Annotated in this window: 21 protein-coding genes; 9 read left to right on the top strand and 12 right to left on the bottom strand. The window is 69.5% G+C overall.

What is annotated here, in order from left to right:
• The first annotated feature begins 513 nt into the window (after positions 1-513).
• Positions 514-3162 carry a M36 family metallopeptidase gene (locus ACFYM6_RS31095; protein ID WP_387281038.1) on the top strand — a complete coding sequence of 883 codons (2649 nt, stop codon included), beginning with the start codon at positions 514-516 and terminating at the stop codon, positions 3160-3162.
• A 129-nt stretch (positions 3163-3291) separates the two neighbouring features.
• On the opposite strand, the gene ACFYM6_RS31090 is transcribed toward ACFYM6_RS31095, so the two are convergent.
• The 5 genes from ACFYM6_RS31090 to ACFYM6_RS31070 all read right to left on the bottom strand — a co-directional run bounded on the left by ACFYM6_RS31090 (position 3292) and on the right by ACFYM6_RS31070 (position 7854).
• On the bottom strand, positions 3292-4695 hold the full coding sequence (locus ACFYM6_RS31090; RefSeq protein ID WP_387281037.1) for an ABC transporter substrate-binding protein: 1404 nt from the start codon (positions 4693-4695) through the stop codon (positions 3292-3294).
• A 19-nt stretch (positions 4696-4714) separates the two neighbouring features.
• Positions 4715-5545, bottom strand: coding sequence for a carbohydrate ABC transporter permease (locus ACFYM6_RS31085; RefSeq protein WP_387281036.1), 831 nt, complete (start codon positions 5543-5545; stop codon positions 4715-4717).
• On the bottom strand, positions 5542-6507 hold the full coding sequence (locus ACFYM6_RS31080) for a carbohydrate ABC transporter permease (RefSeq protein ID WP_387281035.1): 966 nt from the start codon (positions 6505-6507) through the stop codon (positions 5542-5544). Before ACFYM6_RS31080 ends, ACFYM6_RS31085 begins: the two co-directional genes overlap by 4 nt.
• 210 nt (positions 6508-6717) lie before the next feature.
• Complete coding sequence (locus tag ACFYM6_RS31075) at positions 6718-7530, bottom strand: SAM-dependent methyltransferase (protein WP_387281034.1); 813 nt, start codon at positions 7528-7530, stop codon at positions 6718-6720.
• A gap of 102 nt (positions 7531-7632) precedes the next feature.
• Positions 7633-7854 carry a hypothetical protein gene (locus tag ACFYM6_RS31070; protein ID WP_387281033.1) on the bottom strand — a complete coding sequence of 74 codons (222 nt, stop codon included), beginning with the start codon at positions 7852-7854 and terminating at the stop codon, positions 7633-7635.
• Positions 7855-8107: 253 nt separating this feature from the next.
• Here ACFYM6_RS31070 and ACFYM6_RS31065 point away from each other — a divergent pair, with 253 nt between their 5' ends.
• Entirely contained in the window at positions 8108-8548 is a 441-nt protein-coding gene (locus tag ACFYM6_RS31065; RefSeq protein ID WP_387281032.1) for a Fur family transcriptional regulator, read from the top strand.
• 194 nt (positions 8549-8742) lie between these two features.
• On the opposite strand, the gene mptB is transcribed toward ACFYM6_RS31065, so the two are convergent.
• Positions 8743-10500, bottom strand: coding sequence for a polyprenol phosphomannose-dependent alpha 1,6 mannosyltransferase MptB (mptB, locus tag ACFYM6_RS31060; RefSeq protein WP_387281031.1), 1758 nt, complete (start codon positions 10498-10500; stop codon positions 8743-8745).
• Positions 10501-11304: 804 nt separating this feature from the next.
• Complete coding sequence (locus ACFYM6_RS31055) at positions 11305-12243, bottom strand: SMP-30/gluconolactonase/LRE family protein (RefSeq protein WP_387281030.1); 939 nt, start codon at positions 12241-12243, stop codon at positions 11305-11307.
• A 438-nt stretch (positions 12244-12681) separates the two neighbouring features.
• Here ACFYM6_RS31055 and ACFYM6_RS31050 point away from each other — a divergent pair, with 438 nt between their 5' ends.
• Both ACFYM6_RS31050 and ACFYM6_RS31045 read left to right on the top strand, forming a co-directional pair.
• The gene (locus ACFYM6_RS31050) at positions 12682-13035 is read left to right on the top strand and encodes an ArsR/SmtB family transcription factor (RefSeq protein ID WP_387281029.1); all 354 of its coding nucleotides are present in this window, start codon (positions 12682-12684) and stop codon (positions 13033-13035) included.
• Positions 13032-13511, top strand: a complete 480-nt coding sequence (locus ACFYM6_RS31045) for an SRPBCC family protein (protein ID WP_387281028.1) — start codon at positions 13032-13034, stop codon at positions 13509-13511. The genes ACFYM6_RS31050 and ACFYM6_RS31045 overlap by 4 nt, the downstream gene beginning before the upstream one ends.
• Positions 13512-13610: 99 nt before the next feature.
• On the opposite strand, the gene ACFYM6_RS31040 is transcribed toward ACFYM6_RS31045, so the two are convergent.
• The gene (locus ACFYM6_RS31040) at positions 13611-15011 is read right to left on the bottom strand and encodes an endo-1,4-beta-xylanase (RefSeq protein ID WP_387281027.1); all 1401 of its coding nucleotides are present in this window, start codon (positions 15009-15011) and stop codon (positions 13611-13613) included.
• Between the two features lie 293 nt (positions 15012-15304).
• Here ACFYM6_RS31040 and ACFYM6_RS31035 point away from each other — a divergent pair, with 293 nt between their 5' ends.
• The gene (locus ACFYM6_RS31035; protein WP_387281026.1) at positions 15305-15868 is read left to right on the top strand and encodes a GNAT family N-acetyltransferase; all 564 of its coding nucleotides are present in this window, start codon (positions 15305-15307) and stop codon (positions 15866-15868) included.
• A 23-nt stretch (positions 15869-15891) separates the two neighbouring features.
• Positions 15892-16260: a nitroreductase/quinone reductase family protein gene (locus ACFYM6_RS31030; RefSeq protein ID WP_387281025.1), complete on the top strand. Its 369-nt coding sequence runs from the start codon at positions 15892-15894 to the stop codon at positions 16258-16260.
• Positions 16261-16284: 24 nt separating this feature from the next.
• Here ACFYM6_RS31030 and prfH read toward each other — a convergent pair whose 3' ends face one another.
• Both prfH and ACFYM6_RS31020 read right to left on the bottom strand, forming a co-directional pair.
• Complete coding sequence (prfH, locus tag ACFYM6_RS31025) at positions 16285-16902, bottom strand: peptide chain release factor H (protein WP_387281024.1); 618 nt, start codon at positions 16900-16902, stop codon at positions 16285-16287.
• Complete coding sequence (locus ACFYM6_RS31020) at positions 16899-18086, bottom strand: RNA ligase RtcB family protein (protein WP_387281023.1); 1188 nt, start codon at positions 18084-18086, stop codon at positions 16899-16901. Before ACFYM6_RS31020 ends, prfH begins: the two co-directional genes overlap by 4 nt.
• A gap of 206 nt (positions 18087-18292) precedes the next feature.
• Here ACFYM6_RS31020 and ACFYM6_RS31015 point away from each other — a divergent pair, with 206 nt between their 5' ends.
• The gene (locus ACFYM6_RS31015; RefSeq protein ID WP_387281022.1) at positions 18293-18850 is read left to right on the top strand and encodes a DUF4240 domain-containing protein; all 558 of its coding nucleotides are present in this window, start codon (positions 18293-18295) and stop codon (positions 18848-18850) included.
• A gap of 46 nt (positions 18851-18896) precedes the next feature.
• Here ACFYM6_RS31015 and ACFYM6_RS31010 read toward each other — a convergent pair whose 3' ends face one another.
• Positions 18897-19286, bottom strand: coding sequence for a winged helix-turn-helix domain-containing protein (locus tag ACFYM6_RS31010; RefSeq protein WP_387281021.1), 390 nt, complete (start codon positions 19284-19286; stop codon positions 18897-18899).
• A gap of 646 nt (positions 19287-19932) precedes the next feature.
• Here ACFYM6_RS31010 and ACFYM6_RS31005 point away from each other — a divergent pair.
• Both ACFYM6_RS31005 and ACFYM6_RS31000 read left to right on the top strand, forming a co-directional pair.
• On the top strand, positions 19933-24198 hold the full coding sequence (locus tag ACFYM6_RS31005; RefSeq protein WP_387281020.1) for a carboxypeptidase regulatory-like domain-containing protein: 4266 nt from the start codon (positions 19933-19935) through the stop codon (positions 24196-24198).
• A 145-nt stretch (positions 24199-24343) separates the two neighbouring features.
• Positions 24344-25318: a DUF4034 domain-containing protein gene (locus tag ACFYM6_RS31000; RefSeq protein WP_387281019.1), complete on the top strand. Its 975-nt coding sequence runs from the start codon at positions 24344-24346 to the stop codon at positions 25316-25318.
• Between the two features lie 105 nt (positions 25319-25423).
• Here ACFYM6_RS31000 and ACFYM6_RS30995 read toward each other — a convergent pair.
• A protein-coding gene (locus ACFYM6_RS30995; protein WP_387281018.1) for an IS5 family transposase occupies positions 25424-26301 on the bottom strand; the annotation gives its coding sequence in 2 pieces (ribosomal slippage) (positions 25424-26037 and positions 26037-26301; 879 coding nt in all).
• Between the last annotated feature and the right edge of the window lie 224 nt (positions 26302-26525).

The raw sequence follows: 26525 nt of genomic DNA, 5'->3' as shown, positions 1-26525 counted from the left end.
CCGGGCGTCCGGTCGGCGTCCACTGCGGAGCACTGCCCCGCAAGCCTCGTTTCGGCAACGAATCTCGCGGTCTCCGCCGCATGTGAACCTCCACTTTGGCGTCACCGGGTGAACCGCGACAGGCGTAGGAGGTGCTGGCCGAATGTTTCGCCACTCGTCGGATGATCGGCCGTAAGGGGCACCGTAGCGTCGATTCGATTCACCTCGCACGGGTCTGGTTACTGAACGTGAACGCCGGGCGAGCGCCGCGGATGGGCGTGGCGGGCCGCCCGGTGGCGGTGGTGGATCGGCGCTCCGTGCTGTCTTTTCCAACCCCCGAAAGGAGCAACGGTGCCTCTGCATTGGCGTCCGTCCCGTGGTCGTCGCAACGCCGCGTTGTTGCTGTCCACGACCCTGGTCGCGGCTACGACGTCGTTGACCGCGGGACCGGCTTGGGCTGAGCCCGATGGGCCTGGTCCGAAGAATCCGATCTTCCTGACCGGCCCGAACGAAGGCGCGGCGAAGGACATCGCCATGTCCTATCTGCGGGCTCATCCCGGCGACTTCGGTGTCGCCGCCGGAGACCTGTCCGACCTCGCGGTGGCGTCCAGCTCCACCAGCCCCCACAACGGGGTCACCCACGTCAACCTGGCCCAGCGGCACAAGGACCTCGACGTGTTCGGGGCCACCGCCACGGTCAACATCGCCCGGGACGGCAGTGTCATCTTCGTCGGTGACAGCCTCGTGTCGGATCTGTCCGGCAAGGCCTCCGGCGCCGCCTCGTTGGACGCGGTCGAGGCCGTGCAGGCCGCTGCCGACGCGCTGGATCTGGCGGATCCGGCCAACCCGAAGGTGATGAGCCGCAGCGGCGGCGCGGCGCAGCGGACGGTGGTGTCCGGCAGCGGCATCTCCGACCAGCCCATCCCGGCCAAGCTCGGCTGGCAGCCGACCGACGACGGGTTGCGTCTGGCCTGGCAACTGGTCATCGACGACTCCTCCGACACCCATCTGTGGAACGCCAGCGTCGACGCGCACACCGGCGAGCTGCTCAACGCCGACGACTGGACCGACCACGACAGCCCGAAGGACCTGGCCGCGACGCTGGGCCGTCGCGAGGCCCCCGCCACGACGGTCGCCACCACCAGCACCCCCGCCGCCAAGATCCGCCCGCCGAGCCCGGTCGATGACGGGTCCAGCTACCGCGTCTTCGAGTTCCCGAAGGGTGACCCGAACGACGGCCCGCAGACCGTGGTGACAAACCCGGCGGACGAAGACGCCTCGCCGTACGGCTGGCACGACACCAACGGCGCCCCGGGCGCCGAGTACACCATCACCCGGGGCAACAACGCGCACGCCTACACCGACCGGGACGCCAACAACCAGATCGACCCCGGCAGCTCCGCCGAGGGCGGCGCCGGCCTGACCTTCAACTTCCCGGCCGACCTGAACGAGCACCCGCAGACCTACACCCAGGCCGCCGTGGTGAACCAGTTCTACTGGTGCAACATGGTCCACGACCTGACCTACCGGTACGGCTTCGACGAGGCGTCCGGCAACTTCCAGGTCAACAACTACGGTCGGGGCGGCACCGGCGGCGACGACGTGCAGTGCGAGGCGCACGACGGCTCCGGCCAGAACAACGCCAACTTCTCCACGCCGGCGCTGGACGGCGGTCGCCCCCGGATGCAGATGTTCCTCTGGCCGGGCAACCAGTTCGGCCTGCCCAACGCCGTGACGATCGACGCGGGGTCCGCCGCCGGCACCTACGAGGCGGAGTACGCGCGGTTCACGCCCGCGCCCACCAGCGCCGGATTCGCCGGCGAGGTGGTGCTGGTCAACGACGGCGTCGGGGCGACCGGCGACGGCTGCACCGCCTACACCCTGCCGCAGGGTGCGATCGCCGTGGTCGACCGGACCAGCGGCTGCAACTTCTACACCCAGGTGGCCAACGCCGAGAAGGCCGGTGCCGCCGCCGTGGTGGTGGTCAACAACGTGGCGGGCGCCCCGGCGGCGATGAGCGGATCCATGAGTCCGGCGGTCGGTATTCCCGCGGTCATGGTGAGCCAGGCCGACGGAAACCGCATCAAGGGCGGCCTGCCGGCCGCGGGCCGGGTGCACCGCAACCTGGCCCGGCCGGCGATGCGGGACGCCTCGTTCCGCTCGGAGACGATCTTCCACGAGTACGGCCACGGCGTTTCCAACCGGCTGACCGGTGGCCCGACCGTCAACTGCCTCACCGGCGACGAGCAGATGGGCGAGGGCTGGAGCGACTTCCTCGCGATCACCGCGCTGCTCAACCCCGCGATCGACGACCCGGAGAACGCCCGCGGTTACGGGCAGTACGCGCTGTTCCAGGACAGCCGGGTGGGTGACGGCATCCGCCCGCGGCCGTACTCGCGGAACATGGACATCCAGCCGTTCACCTACGACAGCATCAAGACCGGCGGCTGGCTCAACGGCACCTCCCTCGCCGCGCCGCACGGCATCGGCCACGGCTGGGCTTCGATCCTGTGGGACATGACCTGGAACCTGGTCGACCGCCACGGCTTCAACCCGAACGTCTACGAGGCGTGGAACACCGGCGGTAACAACCTGGCGCTGCAGCTGGTCATCGACGGGCTGAAGATGCAGGGCTGCGGTCCGGGCTTCGTGACCGGCCGTAACGCGATCATCGCCGCCGACGCCGCCCTCACCGGCGGGGAGAACGCCTGCATCCTCTGGGGCTCCTTCGCCCGCCGTGGCCTCGGCTACAGCGCGGTGCAGGGCACCACCGGTCGCAACGACAACACCGAGGCGTTCGACACCCACCCGTCCTGCCGCGGCGACTTCGTCGGCCGCTCGGCGCAGCCGGCGCTGAACACCGTTGTCGCCGGTGACGCCGTACCGATGAAGTTCAAGCTCGCCGCCGACCGGGGCCTGAACATCCTCGCCAGCGGCTCGCCGTACTCGCGGCTGGTCGACTGCGGCACCCTCAAGACCGTCGGCCCCGACGGCGCCATCACCCCGCGGCCGACCCCGGTCGCGGCCCGTAACCCCGGCGGATCGAGCATGTCGGTCAACGCCAACGGCCAGTACAACTACCCGTGGAAGACCGACCCGTCCTGGGCCGGCACCTGCCGCGAGTTCGTCCTGACCCTCGACAACGGCTTCCAGCACCGGGCCTACTTCAAGTTCACCAGCTGAGCCCTCGCCGCCGGTGGGAGCGCCCCGACGAGGAACGCTCCCTCCGGCGGCGTGGCAAGCGATGAGGGCCAGCTCCATGCGGAGCTGGCCCTCATCGTCGCCGAATCCAGACCGGGGCTGCCCGGACGGTCAGCCGACCGACTTGTTGTAGCTGTCGATGGCGCTCTGCACGCTGGCCGCGGCGTCCTTCATGGCCTGCTCCGCCGGCTTGCTACCGACAATCGCCGCCTCCAGGCCGTCCTCGGACGCCTTGCGCGCCTGCGGCATCACACCGAGCAGACATCCGGCCGACGCGACCGACGGGGGCAACGCGTGCAGTTGGTCGACGGCGGTGCGGAACTGCGGGAACTTCGCCATCCAGTCCTTGTCGATCTGCTCCTCCAGGGCCTTGGCGTTGATCGGCACGTAGCCGGTGCCGGTGTGCCACTTGGCCTGCGCTGCCGGGCTGGACGCGAACTTCACGAACTCCCAGGCGGCCCGCTTCTCCTGCGCACTGTGGCCGACACCGCCGATCCACAGCGAAGCTCCGCCGATGATCGGGCCACCCGCCGACGAGCTGTCCACCTTCGGGTAGGGGGCGGTGAGCACGGTGAACTTCCCCTTCGCCGCGTCGACGTAACCGCGCAGCACGCTGGTCGACTCCAGATGCATGGCGACCGTACCCGCCTTGAACGCGGCCTGCGCGTCGTCGGTCTTGCGTCCGGTGTTGGTCGCGTAGCCGCCCTTCACCAGGTCCGTCCACCACTGCGCGACGCCTACCGCGGTCTCCTGGTCGAACTGGACCTTCGAGGCCAGACCCGTACGCCCGTTGCCGTGGTCGCAGTACTCCTTGCCGTCGGTGGCGAGCAACTGCTCCAGCAGCCAGCCGTAGATCGCGGCGCCGAAGCCGTACTGGACGGTCTTGCCGCTGGCGTCCTTGACGGTCAGCTTCTTCGCCAGTTCCCCGATCTCGGTGAGGTTGCGCGGCGGCTTCGTCGGGTCGAGGCCGGCCCGCTCGAACGCCTCCTTGTTCAGGTACAGCAGTGGCGTGGAGGAGTTGAACGGCATCGACCACAGCTTGCCGTCGATGGAGTAGTAGCTGGCGATGTTCGGCTCGATGTCGGCGGCGTTGAACGCGTCCTTCTCGACGAACTTGTGGACCGGCACGACCTGCTTCGAGTCGACCATGAAGCGGGTGCCGATGTCGTAGATCTGCACCAGCGCCGGGGTGCTCTTCTGCTGGACCGACGCCTTGTACTTGGCGATCGTCTCGTCGTAGCTGCCCTGGAAGATCGCCTTGACCTCGACCTTGCCCCCGCTCTGGGCGTTGAAGTCGGCGACCAGTTGGTCGACCGCCTGGGCGTTCGCTCCCTTCATCGAGTGCCAGAACTCGATGGTGGTCTTGCCCGTGGCCTTCTCGAGCACCTCCGCGCCAGGCGCGTCGAGCGCGTCGCCGCCGGCATCGGATCCCGAGCCGCCGCACCCGCCCATCGCCGCGACGGCCACCAGGGCGACGAATGCCGTCATGGTTCGGCGGAGCCGAAGTCTTGTCATGCGTTCTCCTTCTGTCGGTTCAACGCAGGGCGCCGGCGGTGAGCCCGCGGACGATGTAGCGCTGACCCAGGATCACGACGGCCAGCGTGGGGAGCAGCGAGAGCGCCACGCCGGCGAGGACCAGACCCGGTTGGGCGGCCTCCGCGTCGTTGAGCTGCGAGATGCCGATCTGGAGCGTCTGGAACTCGGTGTCCCGGATCAGGATCAGCGGCCAGAAGTACTGGTTCCAGGCCGAGAGGAAGACGTACACGCCGACCGCCGCGATGGACGGCTTGGACAGCGGCACGAGGACCCGCCACAACAGCCGCCAGTGACCGCAGCCGTCGATCACCGCGGCGTCCCGCAACTCGGCCGGGAACTGCAGGAAGGCCTGGCGTAGCAGGAAGGTGCCGAACGCCGAGGCGAGGAAGGGCAGCACCAGGCCGAGGTAGGTCAGGCTGCCGCGGGCCAGCCCCCAACCGGACACGGTCAGGTAGTTGGGGATGATGATCGACTCCCACGGCACCATCAGGGTGGCAAGGAACAGCCCGAAGGTGGCGGCCCTGGCCGGCAGGCGGAGGAACGCAAACGCGTACGCGGCGACGATGCTGGTGACGACCTGGGCCAGGGTGATGACCCCGGCCTGGACCGCGGAGTTGAGATAGAACCGGCCCAGCGGCACCGACCGGAACACGTCGGTGACGTTCTGCCAGTGCAGTTCCGTCGGCACCAGCGCGGGCGGGTAGGTCGCCAGGTCGCCCGGGCCCATCACGGCGCCGACGAAGCCGTAGTAGACGGGGAACAGGACCGGGATCGCGGCCACGCCGAGCACGACATAGACGCCGACCTGGCCGAGGGAGAGTTTCCTCATCGGTAGTGGACCCGCCGTTCGAGGATGCCGAACTGCACAGCCGTGCAGGCGAGCATGATGACCAGGAGTACGACGGCCTGCGCGCTGGCCGCGCCGAAGTCCGCTGAGCCGAAGGCGAACGCCTTCTCGTAGATCGAGTAGACCAGCGTGGTGGTGGCCTGGTCAGGTCCGCCCTTGGTCAGGATGTGGATCTGCCCGAAGCTCTGCAGGGCGTGGATCGTGGAGACCACGACGAGGAAGAACAGTTGCGGGGAGAGCAGCGGCACGGTGATCCGCGACGCCAGCCGCCAGCCGGTCGCGCCGTCCAGCCGGGCGGCCTCGACGACCTCGGGCGGGATGGCCGCCACACCGGCGGAGAGGACGAGGATGTTGTAGCCGAAGTTCATCCACACCGTCGCCGCGCAGACGGCGGGCAGCGCGATCGAGGGATCGGTCAGCCAGTTGACCCGGTCGACCCCGAACGTGCCGAGCAGGCCGTTGGCCACCCCGATCGCCGGGTTGTAGATGACCGCGAACACGACCGAGGCGGTCGCCACCGAGAACGCGAACGGCAACGCGAACGCGGTCCGCAGCACCCGTACGCCCCGGATGCGTGCCTCCAGCAGCAGCACCACGACCAGCGCGCCGGCCACGGCCGGCAGCACCGAGAAGAGCGTGAACAACGCGGTCGTGGCCAGAACCCGACCGAACTCCGCGGACAGCATCTCCCGGTAGTGGTCCGCCCCGACGTACGCCGACGGGGCGCCGAAGATGTCATTGCCGTGTACCGACAGGTACAGGGTTCGCCCGAGCGGCCAGAACACGAACAGGGCGAAGACCACCACCGACGGCAGCAGCAGCAACCACCCGAGACCGGCTTCGCGGAGGCGAAGGCGCTGCCCCCGCGGGCCGCCGAAGCGAGTGGTCTCCCCGGTCGGGGCACGGTCGGCAGGTGGTGCGTTGACGGTGCGAGGGGGAGGCACGGCAGCACAGTATCAACGGCATCGATTAGAAGAAATCCTTACACCCCGGATTCGGGGCCGGAAATTATCTGCAGCGCTGGGCGTCCGACCGTCCGAAATGACGATTGCGGGCACGGTCAGCCACCACCACTCGCCGGCCTGGCTGGTGGCCAGGCCGGCGAGTGGTGCCAGGGTCGTGCTATCGACTGTGGCCACCAGGGCGGCGGAGTCCTACGGCTTGCGAGCCACTCCCGCCCAGTAGTAGGCGGCGTGCGGATCGCTCGGCGCGCCGTTGTCGGGCTGCCAGGCCATCACCGGCGCGATTCCCGGTTCGATCAGTTCCCACCCGTCGAAGAAGCGCGCGACCTCGTCCCGGCTCCGGGGCACCAGAGTCATCCCGCCGTGATTGGCGGAGGCGACGGCTGTTGCCATCGCTTCCGGGTCGAAGTCCCCGGTGGGGTGGGTGATGGCCACATAACTGCCCGACGGCAGGGCGTCCATCAGCACCCGGACCTTGCCCCACGGGTCGTCGGCGTCCTTGAGCAGCATCAGGATCGCGATCAAGGTCAGCGCGACCGGCTGGTCGAGGTCGAGCGTGCCGGTCAGCGCTGGGTCCTGCAGAATTTTCTCCGGCTCCCGCAGGTCGGCGTGGATGTATTCACTATGCCCCTCGTCGGTGCTGACCATCAGGGCACGCGCGTGCACCAGCACGATCGGGTCGTTGTCGACGTAGACCACCCGGGTCTCCGGGGCGATCTGCTGGGCGACCTCGTGCAGGTTCGGCCGGGTCGGGATGCCGGTGCCGATGTCGAGGAACTGCCGTACCCCCGCCTGCCCGACGAGGTAGCGCGCCACCCGGTGCACGAAGCTCCGGTTCTCGGCGGCCATCGCCCGGATCGTGGGGATCGCGGCGACCAGCGCCTCCGCCACCGCCCGGTCGGCGGCGAAGTTGTCCTTGCCGCCGAGCCAGTAGTCGTAGATCCTCGCCGAGTGCGGCACGGTGGCGTCGATGCCGGCGGACGCCGGCTGCTGCTGGTCTGTCACTGCCTCGTCACCCTGCCGCACGAGCAACCTCCCACTGAGGACGATTCGCGAATTCGGCACAGCCTAGCGCGGCACCGCCCCGGCGGCGTGCTCCAGCAGCGTCTATTCGTACGGTTCCGCGGGTGGCGTGATCTGCTGCCAGGCGTCCAGTTGGAAGTACGGGATGTCGGAGTCGTTGACCGGGTCCTTGGCGGTGTGGGGGATCCACCGGCCAGTGGCCCGCACCCAGGTGTCGGCCGGCAGGTGGGGCACGTCGCCGCCCAGCCCGATCTTGATGGGGATGCCGTCGGCGGCGCAGCAGGACAGCACGATGCGGGCGAGCATGGGTTGGCCGTCGGGGCCGGGGGCCAGGAAACCGGTGAGCGTAGAGTCCCCACAGTATGACGTAGCGTCCGGGACGGCGGAGACCGATCCCGCCATGATGGCCTTTCGCTGACGGCGCGCGGGCGAACGGTCACCGGGCGGCCGGGCCCGTGGCCAGGCTGATCACGGTCGCTGGTCGCGGTGCCGACACATGCGAAACGCATAATGGATCCGGCGGTAGCCCGGCCGGCGCGCAACAAGAGCCCGGCGGGTTGTGCGGCCGACGAGGACGAGCGGAGACGGCGGTACGGTGACTCAGGCGATCCCGAACGTGACCCGGAACACGCGCCAGCGCGCCGACGTGCTGCAGTTGCTGCGTGAGGTCGAGGGCTTCCACACCGCGCAGCAGCTGCACCAGATGCTCGTCGCCCGCAAGGCCCGGGTGGGACTGACCACGGTCTACCGGACGCTGCAGCTGCTGGTCGACGCCGGTGAGATCGACTCGACCCGGCTGCCGGGCGGGGAGCAACTGTTCCGCCGATGCAGCCAGAGCCGGCACCACCATCACCTGGTCTGCCGGGAGTGCGGTCGCACGGTCGAGGTGGCCGGTCCGGCGGTGGAGCGCTGGGCCGACCAGGTCGCGAGCCAGCACGGCTTCACCGATGTCGGCCACACGCTGGAGATCTTCGGCACCTGTGCCCAGTGCGCCAAGTGAGCACAGTGGCCAGCCGGTTCAGGTGGTCGCCGAAGCCGGCACGCTGACGGCCGGCGGGCCTATCCGGAAGCCCGCAACGATCTGGGCGGTGAGGTCCGCCCCGGTCCGGTCGTTGGCCCAGGACTCGGCGTTGCGTCGATGGTCGTGTGCCCACCGGGTGAAGGACGTCCCGTCAAGGTCGGAACGAGATCAGGTCATCGATGCCGGCGGTGTGGTCCGCTGGACCACCAGCAGTGACAGACCGCCGGACCCGCTGCCGTGGTGGGAACTGCGGTGTACCAACGCGGCAGGCCACCGCGCCGCGTGCTGACCGCACGCAGCGCGAGTCGCTGTCCGGCGGCGGGCGGCGCGTCGTGATCAGCGTCGCCGGCCGGGTCGACGTGACGGGCCGGCACCCGGCGACCGGCGTTGCCCGAGGCTGCCACCAGCGCTGGTTGCGCGGTAGGTCGACGGCCGCCGGGCGAACGACCGACTGCCCGGCCGGCCGTGAGCACCGGTTGAACCCGCTCGACCGGGTCGCCTGCCGGCGAAGCTGATCCACGTCGTTGCCGCAGACGGAGGAACGCCGCAGCCGCGACAAGGACGGGCACCGTTCCTGCCAGCGCGCCGACGAGCGCCGGCAGGCCGGGTTGGACACCGCCGGGCAGGACCAGCAGGACGAGGGCCACCGAACCGGCCGTGACCACCCGACGGATCGCGGTGCCGCCCGCGGCTGCCGCGAGTGGCACGATCGCCCAGAGCAGGTACCACGGATGCACTACCGGGCCAGCAATGACGACCACCGCGAGCGACAGGCCGAGGGCGGGGACCGGTCCGATCCGCGCGCTGCGCCGCCACAGGGCCACGCACAACCCTGCGGCAACGACGAGACCGATCAGCCAGACAGCGTGCCTCGTCTGTTCCACACCGACGCCGATCAGGTGGTGCAGCACCGTGCCCACCGCCCAGCCCAGGTCGGTGGTGATCGACATCCAGGTACGCGCGTGGGTGGGCGTACCCAGGGCCTGTACCCAGCCGAAGCTCATCCCGGCCAGCGCCGTGACCAACACCGCGGTTCCGCCGGCGACCGCGCCGACCCACAGCGCTACCCGCAGTCGTGGCCAACGGCCACCCAGCTGCCGCGCCCAGATGGGCACCACGAAGGCCATAGCCAGCGCCGCGGGCGCCTTGACGAGCGTGGCAAGCGTGAGCAGCACGACCCCGACCACCGGTCGGTGCCGTAGTGCCATGACCAGGCCGACACACATCAGGCCGAGCATCACCGCCTCGTTGTGGGCATCGCCGATCAGATGGAGCAGCACGAGCGGGTTGAGCACGCCCAGCCACATCGCCGCCGCCGGGCGCACCCCGCAGAAGCGGGCCAGTCGGGGCACCGACCACACCATCAGGCCCACTCCCAACAGGGCCAGCAGACGCATCCCGAGGATGCCCGCCCAGACGCCACCCCCGGTCACCTCGGTCACCCCGCCGGCGAGGTTGAGGAAGATCGGACCGTACGGCGCCGGCGTGTGCTGCCAGATATCGGGCACGTTCACGGTGAGGGGACCACCCAGGGCGGCTGGTCCGACCTGATACGCGTCCAACCCGGCCCTGGTCATCGCACCCTGGGCGAGATAGCTGTGGACGTCGCCGCTGAAGATCGGGATGGTGAGGGCGAAGGGTGCTCCCCACCATGCCGCGGTCGTCGCCAGGCTGCGGCAGGAGGTGTCACCGGAACGAACCTGCCGGCCCACGCGCCACCACGCGAGCAACAGCATCGTGAGGCCGACGTAGACCACGGCGACCGACAGCGCCGTCGACGCGCGTACCTGATGGACGATCGGCAGGTCGATCGCCACCTCGCCGACGGGCCGCACGCCCGCCAGTAAACCGCCCACCACGGTCACCAGCGAACCCGCCGTCCCGAGCAAGCGGTGCGCGGCCAAGCGGTACCGCAGGGGCCGTGCGGACACCTGGTCATCGCACTCTGTCGTGGCGCTAAGCAACATCATCAGCAATCAGCAACCATTCGCCCGGGCAGTGATCGCCGTCGAAGGCGATCCGCGACTGCCGTCCGCCGCACCTGGCAGCCCTCGCCGCGGTCACTCGCCGCCGAGCGGAAATGGCTGCACCTCCGACTGAATCTAACGTTTCCCGCCGCCTTGCCGTCCGGATAACGAAGGGTGTGGCTGCTGATGAGGAAGTAGGCGGCGATGACTGACGGGGCGAGGCGGGTGGGAAACGCGGCAATGGCGAAGCGGAAGTGCAACTTTGTCCTGGTCCGGCCCCGTCAGGCCGGGACTGACTTGAAGATCAGCCTGTGTCGTTCCGTGGGTGGGATGACCGTCCCGGGCGGATTGGGGGCAAGCAACCAGGCAAGTTTCAAGTCATCCGTAATTTCGCGACGTCCATGATTTCCGCGACGCGGAGCCCGTTCTTGTCGCGGCAGTCAGCCGACATTCTTTGCGATTTCCGTCGGCCCGGTGAGAGTGCCTTCGGCGCGCAAAGCCACTCTGTCCACTGCCAGTGTTGCCGACGTCCGCGGCTGGAGTTGCGGGCCGGACAGGGCCCTCGGGCGTCCCGCAAAGAATGATCTGCTGTTCGACCTGGTGAAAGCGTTGGGTGTGGCCCGGATCGGTCGCACGCCCCCGTGCGGGCTGCCGATGGGCTGACGAGAGGGCGACCCGGTGATGGGTCGATGAGTCTTGCCGGCAGGAGCGAATCAGCGAGCAGGACGCCGGGGTACGCGCGGACTGCGCGTACCCCGGAACGTGCTCTCAGAGCGGACGGACCGCGACCACGGTGTACGGCGTGGTGGGGGTCGGCGGCGTGGTGAAGCGCGCGTTGGGCAGGTAGAGGCGGCCGAGGGCGCTCGCCACCGTCGTGGGGACGTCGAAGTTCGGGTCGGTGATGGTCCCGGTCACCTCGCCGGCGGTCCCGGAGGGGTTCAGCTCGACCGCGGCGATCTGGTTGAGCCGGTTCTGGACGATGTAGAGCGTGCGACCGACGAGCAGCAGCCCGTCGCCGTTGGCGAAGGTGTGGCCGGGCACGTCGACCGTGGTGGTGACGCCGGTCGCCGGGTCGACGCGGAAGAGGATGCCGGTGTTGGACTGAACGACGATCAGTGCCTTCCCGTCGGGCGTCCGCGCGATGCCGTTGAGGTTGATCCCGGTGCCGACCTGCTGGTAGGCGCCGGTGAGGGGGATCGCCGTGAAACCGTCGGTCGGCGGCAGTGCGCCGTCGCGGCCGAGTGGCAGGCGGTAGAGGACCGGCTTGTTGGAATCGGTGAAGTAGGCCGCCTCCCTGGTGAGGACGACGTCGTTGACGAAGGTCGGGGCGGCGGCGAAGTGGTAACGCGCCAGGACGGCCCCGGTGCGGGTGTCGATCACCCGGGCATCGCCGGCCGTGCCGCCGGAGACGAAGAGCCGGCCGCGCCGGTCGACCTTGAGCCCGACCGAGGGGGTGCCGGTGGCGGGGCTGATCTGCTCGCCTTCGCCGGAGATCAGGTCGGCGCGGTAGATGGCGCCGGTGGCGCGGGATCCGAAGTAGGCGTACGTGCCGGCCGTGGCGATGCCTTCGGGCTGGAATCCGCCCGGCAACGAGATGACGTTGGGCTTGGCCTGCCCGCCGTGCGCCTGGGACGGAGCCTGCGGAACGGTGGCGATGAGGGCGGCGGCCAGGGCGACACCGAGGGCGCTCCTGATACGTCTGTGCACTGTGCTCCTTCCGGCTGGCAGGCCGGTTGTCGATGAAATCCCCGGAACCGTGTGCCTGCCAAGATCAGTGGGGCCAGAACTTCCCCCACTGTACTTTCCGCACCGCACGTTTCTAGGGCTGGCGGCGGGCGAAGAGGAGGGCCCCGGGGCACGCTCTGGTCCGGATCGATCAGCAGTTGGGCCTCGACCGTGAATCCCGCGTCGCGCAGCCAGGCGGCCACCTGATCGGGCTGGCGGCGGTGAACGTGGACGTTCATCGGGTGGCCACCGTAGCCCTGCGTCTTCAGCCGCGAGCCGTCGCCGACGTGGAAGCCGAGCAGCAGTGGTCCGCCGGGACGCAATGCCCGCCGGAAGTGGCCGAGGGCCGTGGCCAGGGTAGTGGCCCGGAACGTCGCTTAGTGGTTGACCTAAGTGAGGGCCGCCGGCATACTTAGGTGCATGCCTAAGCATGGGGGCGGCGCGGCCATGGCGCCGCTGGACGAGGTTTTTCACGCCTTGTCGGACCCCACCCGCCGCCGGGTCATCGAGCGGCTCGGCCAGGGGCCCGCGACAACCAGCGACCTGGCTCGGCCGTTCGACATGGCGCTGCCGTCGTTCACTCAGCATCTGAGCGTTCTCGAACGCTCCGGCCTGGTTCGGTCGGAGAAGAAGGGACGGGTGCGGACCTACTGGCTCGCGCCCCAGCCGCTCGACCGCGTCGACGCCTGGCTCGCCGCGCAGCGCGCGCTGTGGAGCCAACGTCTCGATCAACTTGATTCTCTTGTCTACGACCTGAAGGAGCAGCAGTCATGACCGTTCACCTCACCAACCCGGAGCTCGACCTCGTGCTGGAGCGCACCGTCGACGTCGCGCCCGAGCTGGTCTGGAAGGCCTGGACGACGCCCGAACTGATCGTGCGGTGGTTCGCCCCGAGGCCCTGGACGACGACGTCCTGCGAGCTCGACCTGCAGCCCGGAGGCAGGTTCAACACCGTCATGCGCTCGCCGGAGGGCGACGAGTATCCGAACACCGGCTGCGTCCTGGTGGTCGAGGAGGGGACGAGGTTGATCTTCACCTCGGGTCTCGGCCCCGGGTTCCGCCCACAGCTCGTCGAGGGGTTCGCGTTCACCGCCGTGATCAGCATCGAGCCCGACGGTGACGGCACGAAGTACACGGCCACCGCGATGCACGCCGACGCCTCGTCGAGGAAGTCGCACGCGGACATGGGCTTCCACGAGGGCTGGGGCGCGGCCCTGGACCAACTGGTCGAGGTCGCGAAGTCCCGTTGAGACCCGACGCGACGGTGACTGGGCCGCGCCGGCACGACATGGCACCGGTACGCAGGGCGGCGGCCCGGCGCGGGATCTTCCGCGCCGGACCGCGCTCTGTCAGGCAGCGGTGCAGGCGGCGGTGCCGGAGGGGCCGGTGCCGACACCCTGGAAGCCGAACTCGGTGCTGGCTCCTGCGGCGAGCTGACCGTTGTAGCTGAGGTTGCGGAAGGTCACGGCACCGGATGTGCCGCTGGGCTGGGCGTTCCAGGTGTTGGTGATCGTCGCGCCGCCCGGCAGGGTGAGCCCGACGGTCCACCCGTTGAGCGGGGTCGCACCGGCCGTGACGCGGACGTAGGTGACGAAGCCGCCCTGCCACTGGCTGAGGGTCAGGGTGGCGGTGCAGCCGCTGCCCGAGGGTGGCGGGCTGGTCGGCGGGGTCGTGGTCGGGGGAGTGGTGGTCGGTGGCGGGGTGGAGCCGCCGTTCAGGGCGTTGAGGACCGCGGTGTACGCGGGCTTCTTGTTGCCGCTGCCGTCGAAGAGCAGCGGGGTGCCGCTGGCCCGCCACGAGTCGGTGTCCCGGATGCCCCAGACGGTGATGCCGGTGCAGCGGAACACGGCCAGGCAGGCCCGGACGACCCGACCGTAGTTGTCGGCCTGGATGGTGCCGGAGCCCTCGATGTCCAGTTCGGTGATCTGCACGTCGACGCCGAGGTTGGCGAACCGCTGCAGGTTGGCCTGGTAGTCACCGGGTACCGGGGAGGCGCTGTTGAAATGGGACTGGAAGCCGACGCAGTCGATCGGCACGCCGCGGGCCTTGAAGTCCTGCACCATCGCGTAGACGGCGTTGGACTTCGCGTTCTGCCCGTCGGTGTTGTAGTCGTTGTAGCAGAGCTTGGCGCCGGGGTCGGCGGCTCGGGCGGTGCGGAAGGCGACCTCGATCCAGTCGTTGCCCGTGCGCTGCAGGTTCGAGTCCCGGCGGCCGCCGCTGCCGCCGTCGGCGAAGGCCTCGTTGACCACGTCCCAGGCGTAGATCTTGCCCCGGTAGTGGGTGGCTACCTGGGTGATGTGGTTGACCATCGCCTGGCGCAGGGCGCTGCCGCTCATGTTCTGCGCCCAGCCGGGCTGCTGCGAGTGCCACGCCAGGGCGTGGCCGCGTACCCGCATGCCGTTGGTCTGGGCGTGGCTGACGATGCGGTCGGCGTTGGTGTAGGTGAACTGGCCCTGGGACGGTTCGGTGGCGTCCCACTTCATCTCGTTCTCGGGGGTGACCATGTTGAACTCGCGGTTCAGGATGCCGACGTACGTGGCGTCCGACAGCTTGTTCGCCGCCACCGCGGCGCCGAAGTAGCGGCCCTGCTCGGCCGCCGAGGTCCCCAGGGTCGTGCCGGCGCTGGCGGTGGAGGTCACCGCCACCGTGGCGGCGAACGCCGCGACACCAGCCGCTGCCAACGCCAGGGCGGTACGCGGGCGTGGCCGGGCCGTCGAGCTCCCGCTGCCGCGGGCGAGCATCTTGTGCATCAGAAAGCCTTTCCATAGCCGTGCGGATGAGGAGGATTCTTCGACCACTGCCCGCCACGGTGGTCGGCTCGCTGCGCGGCCGCCCGGAGGCCGCGCCAACCGGGATCGTCTCCCGCCCCCACCATGAGTTAATCGAAGAATATCTATCAAAAAGTACCGAAACCTTTTCTGGTTCACAACGTTTCGTGGCATGTTGATCGATGCCTGGAGGTCGACGTACGGCGGGGAGGCCGTGCCGGCCCCGAGCGAAAAATTGTCCGGACCGAACAGGCCCGTCCCGGTACGCTCCGGCCGTGTTCACCCCGATCCGCACCCGCCGGCTCACCCTTCGGCCGGTCACACCGGACGACCTTGACGACGTGTACGCGTACCAGCGCCGGCCCGACGTGTGCCGCTGGCTGCTCGGCGGCGAGCCGCGTACCCGCGAGCAGTCGCGGGAGTCGGTGGCGGCGATGGCCCGCGAGGACGGGCTGCGTGTCGAGGGCGACGTCCTGACCCTGGCCGCCGCGGCGGACGGGCGGGTGACCGGCACCGTCGAGCTGGTCTGGCGGAGCCAGGCCGACCGGACCGCCGAGATCGGGTACGTCTTCAACCCGGAGTTCTCCGGCCGGGGGCTGGCCACCGAGGCCGTGGCGGCGCTGCTGGGCTGGGGCTTCGAGGAGTTCGGCCTGCATCGCGTCTACGGCCGGTGCCACGCCGGCAACGAGGCCTCGGCCCGGCTGATGACCCGGCTCGGGATGCGGTGCGAGGCGCGGCATGTCGAGAGCTACCTGTTCCGCGGCGAGTGGGCCGACCAGCTCGTGTTCGCGATGTTGGCCCGGGAATGGCGGTCGCGGCCGGCGGCGCTCCCTGGCTGACGCGGGGCCGATAGGGTCGCCTCGTGCCCGTCAACGAATTCGCCTACCTGACCACCGTCGGCCGGCGCAGTGGTCGCCCCCACACAATTGAGATCTGGTACGCGGAGCACCAGGGCGTTCGGTATGTGCTGTCCGGCGATGGTGACGGCGCCGACTGGGTACGTAACCTGCGGCGGGAGCCGAGCGCCCGGTTGCGCCTCGGTGGTCCCCGCGAACTGCACGCTGATCTGCCCGGGATGGCCGCCGTGGCGGCCCGGTTCGTGGCCGCCCCGGCCGAGGAGGCGCTGGCCCGGCGCCTGTTGGCCGCGAAGTACCAGGGCTGGCGGGAGGGCGAGGCGCTCTCCGACTGCGCCGCGACCTCGCTGTTCGTGGCGTTCGAGCCGCCCGGCTGAGGTGTCTCGCCTCCGGCTGTCCTGTCACGACGGCTTCGGGCGTTCGATGCGGGTGGGATTGCCGCGAACGAGTTCGTCGTGGATGCGCCATCGGCCGGTGGTGAGGGCGCGGCGTGCCTCCTCGTCGCCGTGCTCGATGCGTTGCCGCAGCAGTTGTATGGCGATGCGGCGGTTGAGGACGAACTGGCGCTCGGTGTCGACCACGACGACGACGCCCGAGCGACGGTGAGTCGCCCGTACGGCCGTGCTGGCCTTGTTCCGGTGCTGGCCACCCGGGCCGCCGGTGCGGCAGGCGACGATGTCGACGTCCGCTTCGGTGAACGTCGTGGTCGGGGTGTCGACCTGGCATGACCGGGCGATGACGTACCAGTTCTTCCGGCCGGTGCTCGTCCGGTAGGGGCTGGGTGCCTGCCAGCACAGGGTCCCGGTCCACGAGGCGGCGAACGCCTCGGCGCGGGCGCCGCAAATGCGCACCAGGACGGACCGGTAGGTGTCGGGCCGGTCACCGGGCGCGGTCTGGACGCGGCGGGTGGTCAGCGCGTGCCGGGTGGCGTCGGCCTCCAGACGGGACAGCAGCCGGGCCAGCGCCCAGGCGCACTCCTGCGGGCCGCGCCCGGCGGAGATGAGCAGGTGGACACTCATGGCCGGCCTCGCCTGCGGCGGTTGTCCCGGCGGTCCGGGCGCGGCGTGACCCCGACGTCGGGCGTCTTGTAGGTGACCAGGGGGATCGTGGTCGCCACCGGTGTGGCCAGGTGGTGGTCGACGAGGTCGTTGATCACCTGCTCGATGCGTTTGTAGGCGTTGGGTGCCTCCTCGAACAGCAGTTGGCGGTCGCCGCACAGCACCAGCGACCCCATCGGCGTGCGGCGTAGTTCCTCCACGGTGTGCTTGGCGCGGCCCCGGCGCAGAGCGTCGGCGCGGGACATCTTGCGGCCCGCGCCGTGGGCCACGGAATGGTTGGCGTCCGGGCCGGCGTGGGCGGCCACAAGGTAGGACGGGGTGCCGCGGGTGCCGGCGATGAGCACGTCGCGGCCGTCGCCCGGCGCCGCGCCCTTGCGGTGCAGGTAGACCCCGTCGCGGACCTCGACCAGGTTGTGGCACTGGTCGAGGATCGGTTCGCTGGGCTCGGCCCCCAGCGCGTGCGCGACCCGGGCCGCCAACAGCCGTCGGTTGAGCGAACCCCAGCGTACGGCCTGGTCGTGCATGACCAGGTAGGCGGCGGGGTCAGGGGCGGGGCCCGCGCCGTGGACCTCGGTGTGCGCCCGCAGGATCCGTTCGCCGAGTCCCCGGGAGCCGCTGTGGACGAGGAGTACGAGGTCGCCGGCGTCGAGTCCGAGACGGTTCGCGTGACCCGGGTCGAAGACGGTGCCGATGCGCGCCAGCTCGACGAAGTGGTTACCCCGGCCGACTGTGCCGAGTCCCTCGAGGTGGCCGGCGGGAACCTCGCCGTCCACGATGGCCCAGGCGGGGTCGTCGGCGCCTCGTTGAGGGTCCAGGGCGCGGTCGAGGTCGGGGAACCGGGCGGCGAGCTTCTCGGGTACGGGGCGCTTGAGCTTGATCGGGAACACGGCGATTCCGCACCCGATGTCGGAGCCCACCAGGAACGGGTACAGCACGCTCGACGCCATCGCGGCGCCGATGGGGGCCCCCTTGCCCGGGTGCAGGTCCGGCATGGCGGCGACGTGGATCATGCCGTCGAGGGCGGCCACCTGATGGCACTGGGCGACGGCGTCGGACTCGATCCAGCTGGTGGGAGAGGCGAACACGGTGATGGTGGCCGAAATGGACGGCGGCACGGACTCCCGCCGCGAGGGGTGCTGAGACAAAGACGCTCGCTTCTTACGGAGAAGGTATGGGCGGACGGCCAGGACGGCACCGGTCGGTGCCGTGGAACCTGGGATCAGCGGGTGCGGTCCGTCAGAACGTCATGGCGCCCACCCTCCCGGAACCCGCCGGGGCGGGGCAAGCGACTTTCGGCCGTGCGACCTGTCCAGGCCCGCTGCTTGTCGGTGGGCTTCATTAATCTGCGCCCGTGACCGATACCGATCTCGCGGCTCCGCCGCAGCTGCCGACGGCCGAGGAAGAGTCCCGCTTCTGGGCGCTCGTGGAGGAGGCGTGGGCCCGACTCGGCCCGGAGCCGGCGGTGCTGCGCCGCGCCCTGCTTGACCGGGATCCGGCGGACGACGACGTGGAGGGCGGGGACGGGCTGTACGCGATCGACAGGTGGCTCGATCCGTTCCTGGGCGAGCTGCGTGAGCTGTGCGCCGGGCTCTCGGGTCCGGAGTTGGTCGACCTCGACCGGGTCGTCGAGCGGAAGCTGTACGACATCGACCGCGCCGACATCCACGAGGTGACGGACGGCTCCGACGACGGTTTCCTGTACGCCCGCGGGTTCATCGTGGCGATGGGCCGCCAGTTCTACGAGGCGGTCCAGGCGAATCCAGCGATGGCCGTGCTCGACGCCGACTGCGAGGGGCTCTGTTACCTCTTCGCCCACCTCTACGAGGAGTGCTTCGGAGCGTGGCCCGAGACCGGCTCGGGTATCTCACGGGAGTCCGTCTGCAACCTGGCCGGGTGGCCCGAGGGCTGACCACTGCGGATGGGTCCGGCCAGTGTGCTCGATTCCTCGGGCGCCGTCAGTGGCGACTATGGGAGTTGGCGTCCACCAGGGAGTAACCGACGCCGCGTGCGGACTCCACCGCGACGGTGGCGTTCGCGTCGCGGAGCTTGGCCCGCAAGCGTTTGACGGTGGACCGGACGGCTGCCGCGTCCTCCAGGTAGTCCGCGCCCCACACCCGTTCGTACAACTGCTGGTAGGTCCAGACGCGCAGGGGCGGGCTGGCCAGTGCGGCGAGTACGTCCCGTTCCAGGCGGGTCAGGGGGAGGACCTGGCCGGCCCAGCTGACCTGTTGCCGCTGCTGATCGACCACCAGGCGGCCCAGCGCCACTGCGCCGGTCGCGGGGGCGGCGGAGGCGGCCGTGTCGTCGAACAGCACGGCGCGGACCGTCTGGAGGTCAGGAAACATCAGTACGACCCCGTGGCCGCTCATGAGCCGAGCGACTTGTGCTCGCTTGCTGCGGCTGGCGGTCACGCAGAGTATGACCGGCTGCTCGTCGAAATCTCCCGCAGGAGTGCTCATGGGAGTAGGAAAGCAACTTGCACAACGCAGGTCAATATCAAAACTTTTGTTGTTGAAAAATAAAGCTCGATATTGGACCGATTTTGCCCCATTACTGCCCGGCCTTTGTGCTTGAGAGGAGATCGAAGTCCATCGACGATGATCGCGGGATGCCGCCTACTTGCGGTTTCCAGTCCTGCACCTTCGGTGGTCAACCACCCTTGGCCACCGCCAGCTAGGAGGTCGTCGCCTGATGCGCAAATCGCGAAGAGGATTGCTGAGAGCGGGCCCGGTCACCGTCGTGGCCGTCGCCGCTCTGCTCCTCGGTGCACTACCCGCGGCCGCCCGACCCGTCGACCCGGAACCCGCCGCGCCCGCAGCCGCAGCGGCAAAGGCCGAAGTGCGCCAAGCCGCCAAAAACGACGTTTCTCGGAAACTGCGCGACATCGCTCCGAAAAGCAAAAGCGGACAAGGCTCGAAAATTGCGGAACAGCCGGCTCGATCGCTGAACCGACAGGCAGCGGACGCGTCCGCCAAGGCCGGAAGCGACGCCGTGCAGCGCGGCTTCACCGCCAGCCAGGTGCCCGAGTTCACCGCGAACTTCGAGGGCGTCGGCAACATCGACGGGGTCCTGCCGCCGGACACCAACGGCGACGTGGGGCCCAACCACTACGTGCAGATGGTGAACCTGCACTACGCCGTCTACAACAAGACCGGCAACCTGCTGCTCGGCCCGCTGCCGGCCAACGCGATCTGGTCCGGCTTCGGCGGACCGTGCGAGACCCGCAACGACGGCGACCCCATCGTCCTCTACGACGAGACCGCCGACCGGTGGATGGTCACCCAGTTCGCCCTGCCCGGCGGGACGGCCGGCAATCACCAGTGCATGGCGATCTCCCAGACCCCGGACCCGACCGGCGCCTACTTCCGGTACGACTTCCTCTACCACCAGACCCGGATGAACGACTACCCGAAGTACGGGATCTGGCCGGACGCCTACTACATGACGACCAACGAGTTCGCGCCGTCCTTCGTCGGCGCCGGCGCGGTCGCGTTCGAGCGGGAGAAGATGCTCACCGGCCAACCGGCCCGGATGGTCTACTTCCACCTCGGACCGGACTTCGGCGGCCTGCTGCCCGCCGACGCCGAAGGCCTCGCCCCGCCCGCCGGGGCACCGAACCCATTCGTCATGTTCGACGACGACGCCTGGGGCGTCTCGCCCACCGACCGGCTGCTGATGTGGGACTTCAAGGTCGACTGGGCCAATCCCGCGAACTCCACGTTCGGCAACAACCTCGCGCCGAGCCGCTTCCTGGAGACCGCACCGTTCGACTCGAACATGTGCAACTACGCCCGCACCTGCGTCCCCCAGCAGGGCACCTCGGCGCGGTTGGACGCCATCGCCGACCGGTTGATGTACCGGGCCGCGTACCGGAACTTCGGCGACCACGCCTCAATCGTGCTCAACCACACGGTCGACGCTGACGGCACCGACCACGCCGGCGTGCGCTGGTACGAGCTGCAGAGCAGCTCGCCCACCAACTGGCGGATCAACCAGCAGGGCACCTACGCCCCCGACGCCGAGCACCGCTGGATGGCCAGCGGCGCGATCGACGTCTCCGGCAACATCGCCTTCGGCTACTCGGCCTCGGGCAGCAACTCCTTCCCGTCGATCCGGATGGCCGGCCGGCTCTCCGGCGACCCGCTGGGCCAGCTCGGGCAGAGCGAGCGCACGCTGATCGCCGGCACCGGAGCGCAGACCCACTCGGCGGCCCGCTGGGGTGACTACAGCTCGATGTCGGTGGACCCGACCGACGGCTGCACCTTCTGGTTCACCTCCGAGTACCTGACCACGACCAGCTCCGCCACGTGGCAGACCCGGGTCGGCGCGATGAAGTTCCCGAACTGCGTCGCCGGACCGCGCGGTGAGGTCACCGGCAAGGTCACCAAGTCCGGTGGCGCGCCGATCGCCGGCGCCTCGGTGCGCGTCGGCGGCGGCGGCACCGTCACCGACGACCAGGGCAGCTACAAGCTGACCCTGCCGGCCGGGCAGCACGAGGTGACCGCGTCGGCGTTCGGCTACGCCCCGAAGACCCAGACGGTCACCGTTACCGACGGCGGCACGGTCACGGTCAACTTCACCCTCGACGCCGTGCCGGCGCGCAAGGTCTCCGGTGTGGTGAAGGACGGCTCCGGGCACGGCTGGCCGTTGTACGCGCGGATCGACGTGGCCGGCAAGCCGGGCGGACCGGTGTTCACCAACCCCGTCACCGGCGCGTACTCGGTCGACCTGCCGGCCGGCGAGTACGGGCTGACCGTCAAGGCGATGTACCCGGCGTACCAGCAGGGCACCGCGCAGCTCACCGTCGGTGATGGCGACCAGGTGAAGAACTTCGACCTGGCCGTCGAGAACAACTGCACCGCCGCCGGCTACAAGTTCAACTACAGCACCCCGCTGTTCACCGAGTCGTTCGAGTCCGGCACGACCCCGCAGGGTTGGAACGTGGTGAACCACACCACCAGCGGCGGCTGGGTCTTCAACGACCCGCGCAACCGGGGCAACCTCACCGGCGGCACCGGCAAGTACGCGATCGCGGACAGCGACGCGGCCGGTTCCGGCACCACTATCAACACCGAGCTGATCACCCCGTCGCTGGACCTGACCGCCGTGCCGTCGCCGGTGCTGCGGTTCAACAGCGACTACCGGGCGCTCAACGGGTTCGCCAACGTGGAGTTCAGCGTCGACGGCGGCACGACCTGGGCGACCGCGGCGAACTGGACCACCACCAGCCGGCGCGGCCCGGTGCTCGAGGAGGTTGCGATTCCGCAGGCCGGTGGCAAGGCCGGCGTGCTGGTCCGGTTCCACTACCAGGGCAGCTGGGCCTGGTGGTGGGAGGTCGACAACGTCTCCGTCGTGAACCGGGGCTGCGACCCGATCCCCGGCGGACTCGTGCTCGGCCAGGTCCTCGACACCAACATCTCGCAAGGTCTGAACGGCGCCACGGTGACCAGCGTGGACAAGCCGGCCGAGAAGGCCACCACCGCGGCGACGCCGGACGACGGCAACCTCGGCGACGGCTTCTACTGGATGTTCTCCACGCTGACCGGGGCGCACCCGTTCACGGCGGCGAAGAGCAACTACGGGTCGGTCACCTCCACCGTGAACGTCGCGGCCGACCAGAGCACCCGAGCCGACTTCTCGCTCAAGGCCGGCCGGTTGACCATCACCCCGCCGTCGCTGACCGGCACCCAGACGCTCGGTCAGAAGACGACGGTGACCACGAAGATCACCAACACCGGCGACGCGCCGGCCAGCGTGGACCTGTCCGAGCGGCGTGGCGGCTTCGAGATCCTCGGACCGCGCGGCGCGCCCCTGCAGAACAACCTGGTCAAGGGCAGCGGCACGTCCATCGGCTGGCTGGGCGACAACAAGGCCGGTGAGCCGGTCGCGCCGTCCCCGTACGCCCCACCGTGGATCGACACGGCCAAGTACCCGATCTCGATCATGGACAACGCCGTGGCCGCGTTCGACGGCAAGGTGTACTCGGTCGGCGGCACGGACGGCCTCAACAACCTCGCCAACAGCTACGTCTACGACCCGGCCACGAACCTGTGGACCCGGATCGCGGACCTGCCGGCGGCGCTGGAGAAGCCCTCGGCGGCGTTCGCCGACGGCAAGCTGTACGTGTTCGGCGGCTGGGACACGGCCGGTAACACGTCCAGCAAGGTGTACGCCTACGACCCCGCCACCAACGCCTGGCAGACCCGGGCTTCGGTCAACCCGGCGCCGAGGGCAGCCCCCGGCATCGCGGTTTCCGACGGCCAGATCTACCTGGTCGGCGGGTGCACGGACGGCAACTGCACCAAGTCCAACGCGGTCGTCCGGTACAACCCGGGAGCCGACTCGTTCACCACCGTCGCGCCGTACCCGGTCGCCATCGCCTGGCAGGGCTGCGGCGGGATCAACGGCACGGTCTACTGCGCCGGCGGTAACGGGCCGACGACCCTGAAGAGCACCTACGGCTACAACCCGGGCAACGACACCTGGACCCAGCTGGCCGACCTGCCGGTCGACTTCTGGGGCGTGGCCGCGGACACCGCCAACGGCCTGCTGCTGCTGTCCACCGGTGTCATCAACAACTCCACCATCGTCACCAACCAGGGCTGGGCGTACGACCCGGCGGCCAACTCCTGGTCGGCGCTGCCCAACGCCAACTACGCCCGCTACCGGGGCGGGGCGGCGTGCGGGTTCGTGAAGGTCGGTGGCTCGACCGGCGGGTTCACCCCGACGCCGGAAAGCGAGATGCTGCCCGGTTTCGACCAGTGCGCCAGTGTTGCCGACGTACCGTGGCTGGCCGCGTCCCCGACCAAGGCGACGCTGCAGCCTGGACAGAGCGTCACGGTGACCGTCGCGCTCGACGCCACTTCGGCGGCGGGCGTGGGTCAGCCCGGCACCTACACCGCGCAGCTCGGGGTCAAGTCCGACACCCCGTACGCGGTGGCGCCGATCGACGTGACGATGGTGGTCCAGCCGCCCAAGGACTGGGGCAAGGTGGCCGGCACCGTCACCGGCGTCGACTGCCAGGGCAAGAGTGCCGCCCTGCGCGGGACCACCGTCCAGATCAACGGCAAGGGTGGCTGGACGTTCACCTTGGAGGCCGACGCCAACGGCAAGTACGCCATCTGGGCGCCGTCGGGCGCCAACCCGATCGAGGTGATCGCTGCCCGGGACGGGTGGATCCCGCAGACCCAGAAGACGAACATCAAGGCAGGCAAGACGGTGACCGCCGACTTCGCCCTGCGACCCACCAAGTGCTGACCGACAACTGAGATCACCCGGGCCCGCGCCGATCACTCGGCGCGGGCCCGGCCCGTCGGCAGGGCAATCGATCGACAGCGCCGCTTCCGGTGGATCACCAAGGCCCCTATGATCTGCGCGAGATCACGGGGGAAAGGAACGGGACATGTGGCCATTCCGGCGCAGGGCGAGGCAGGCGGCCACCGCCGCCACGCTGTCGATCGACCCGGCCATGGGCGATCCGACCGCCGCCGCGCTCCGCGCCGCATTGCAGCAGCGGGACTGGCCCACCGCCCGGGATCTGCTCACCCCGATCACCGACCCGGACGACCACGCGTACTACCTGAGTGTCGCAGGGGGCGTATCCGACGTGCAGGACTGGATCGGTGAATGGATCGACGCCGAGCCGCGTTCGACCGTTCCGCTGCTGGTGCGTGGCGTGCACGCGGTCTACTGGGCGTGGGAGGCGCGGGGTGGCGCCCGGGCGTCGCAGACCCGGCAGGAGCAGTTCCGGGAGTTCCGGAAGCGACTCACGCTCGCCGAGAACTGCCTCGACGAGGTGGCCGACCGGGACCGGGACGACACCACGGCCCGCACCTTCCTCGTCACGTCGGCGCGTGGCCGGCAGGTCGACCGGGACGAGGCGCAACGACGCTTTGACGCGGTGACCGATCGGCATCCGTGGCACCGGATCGCCCACGAGCACATGCTGCAGTACCGGTGCCGGAAGTGGTTCGGCAGCCACGAGGAGATGTTCGAGTTCGCCCGGAGTGCAGCGGTGAAGGCTCCTGCGGGGTTCGCGCTGGGACAGCTCGTCCCGATCGCGCACCTGGAGATGTGGCTCGATCTTCCCGTGGGGGAGGACGCCGAGTACATCGGTGCGGCGGCGGTGGTGGCTGAGCTCAATGCCGCAGCCGACCAGTCGGTACGGCATCCCGACTATCAGCGTCGGCCGGGTTGGCCGGTCGTGCACAACCTGTTCGCGATGGGCTTTGCCACGGCCGGTGACTTCCGCTCGGCGGTGGAGCAGTTCGAGGTGATCGGCGACCTCGTGACGGAGTGGCCGTGGCAGTACCACTCGAGCGATGCGGTCGGCGCGTTCCTCGCCGCTCGGCAGCGGGTGCGCGGCGAGCACGGCTGAGCAGGCAGGCGGCCGCGCCGGCTGGGACACCAACACTCTTCGCGCATCTTGATCGGAATGCGTAGCGCGCAGACCTTCGGTTTTGAGGCGTGTTTCATAAGCCGGTCAGAGCCACTCGGTGATGATGGTGATGGTCAGGACGGCTTGGAAGCGGACTGCCAGCTTGTCGTATCGAGTGGCGACGCCGCGGTGGCGTTTAAGCCGGTTGATGCCGTTCTCGACGGCGTGGCATAGCTGGTAGAGCTGTGGGTCGAACGCGGGTGGGCGCCCGCCCTTGGAGCCTTTGGCCTTGCGGTGGGCGTCCTGGTCCTTCTTGCGGGGGATGCATGCCTTGATCCCGCGTGAGCGCAGGTATCGGCGGTTGCCGCGACTGGTGTAGGCCTTGTCGGCCAGGACCAGGTCGGGGCAGGTACGGGGTCGGCCCACGCCGAGGCGGCTCACGCGGATGCGGCGCAGGACAGGGATGAACTGCGGGCTGTCACCACGATGCCCGGCGGTCACGGCCAGGGAGAGGACTTTCTGTTCCTGCTCGCAGGCCAGGGGGGTTTTGGTGGTCAGCCCGCCGCGGGAGCGACCCAGCGCGTGATCGGCCGGCTCGTCGTGCACACCGCCGGGTGGTTCCTTCTGCAGATGCCCGTCGGTGCGGGCACCGGCGGCGTGCTGGTGGGCGCGGCTGGTCATCGAGTCCACGCTCACCGTCCAGCCGATCCGCCCTGCGCGTCGCCGGCGGCTTGCAACGCGGACAGGATCTTGTCCCAGGTCCCGTCACGCTGCCAGCGGCGGAACAGGCCATAGACGGTGGGCCAGGGCGCGTAGTCGGCCGGGACGTCACGCCACGGGGCACCGATCCGGATCCGCCACCGGATCCCATCGATGAGCTGTCGTTTCTCCCACTTCGGCGGACGACCCGTCCTCGGCGCGGCAGGCAACAGCGGGGCGAGAACAGCCCTCTGCCTGTCGGTCAGGTCATGCCGCCTCGTCACCGCTACGCTGGGCACGAGCTCCGGTATGAAGTTCATGCTTGGTCGCAGAACCAGATACCGGAGACCTCTTCAGTTATCGATCACCGCCACGCGCAACTCCGCGGATCGCTCGGCTTACGAAACACGCCTTAGCTTGATCTTTAACCTGTGCGGCGTGGCCTCGGGTTATTCGAAGTCTTCGTTTTCTTCGTGCCAGCTTTCGGCTTTGTGCTGGTAGCGGCGGT

This window comes from Micromonospora sp. NPDC006431, from assembly GCF_042870725.1.
In the GTDB taxonomy this organism is placed as follows: Bacteria; Actinomycetota; Actinomycetes; order Mycobacteriales; family Micromonosporaceae; genus Micromonospora.
This window is presented reverse-complemented; position numbering and strand designations above follow the sequence as displayed.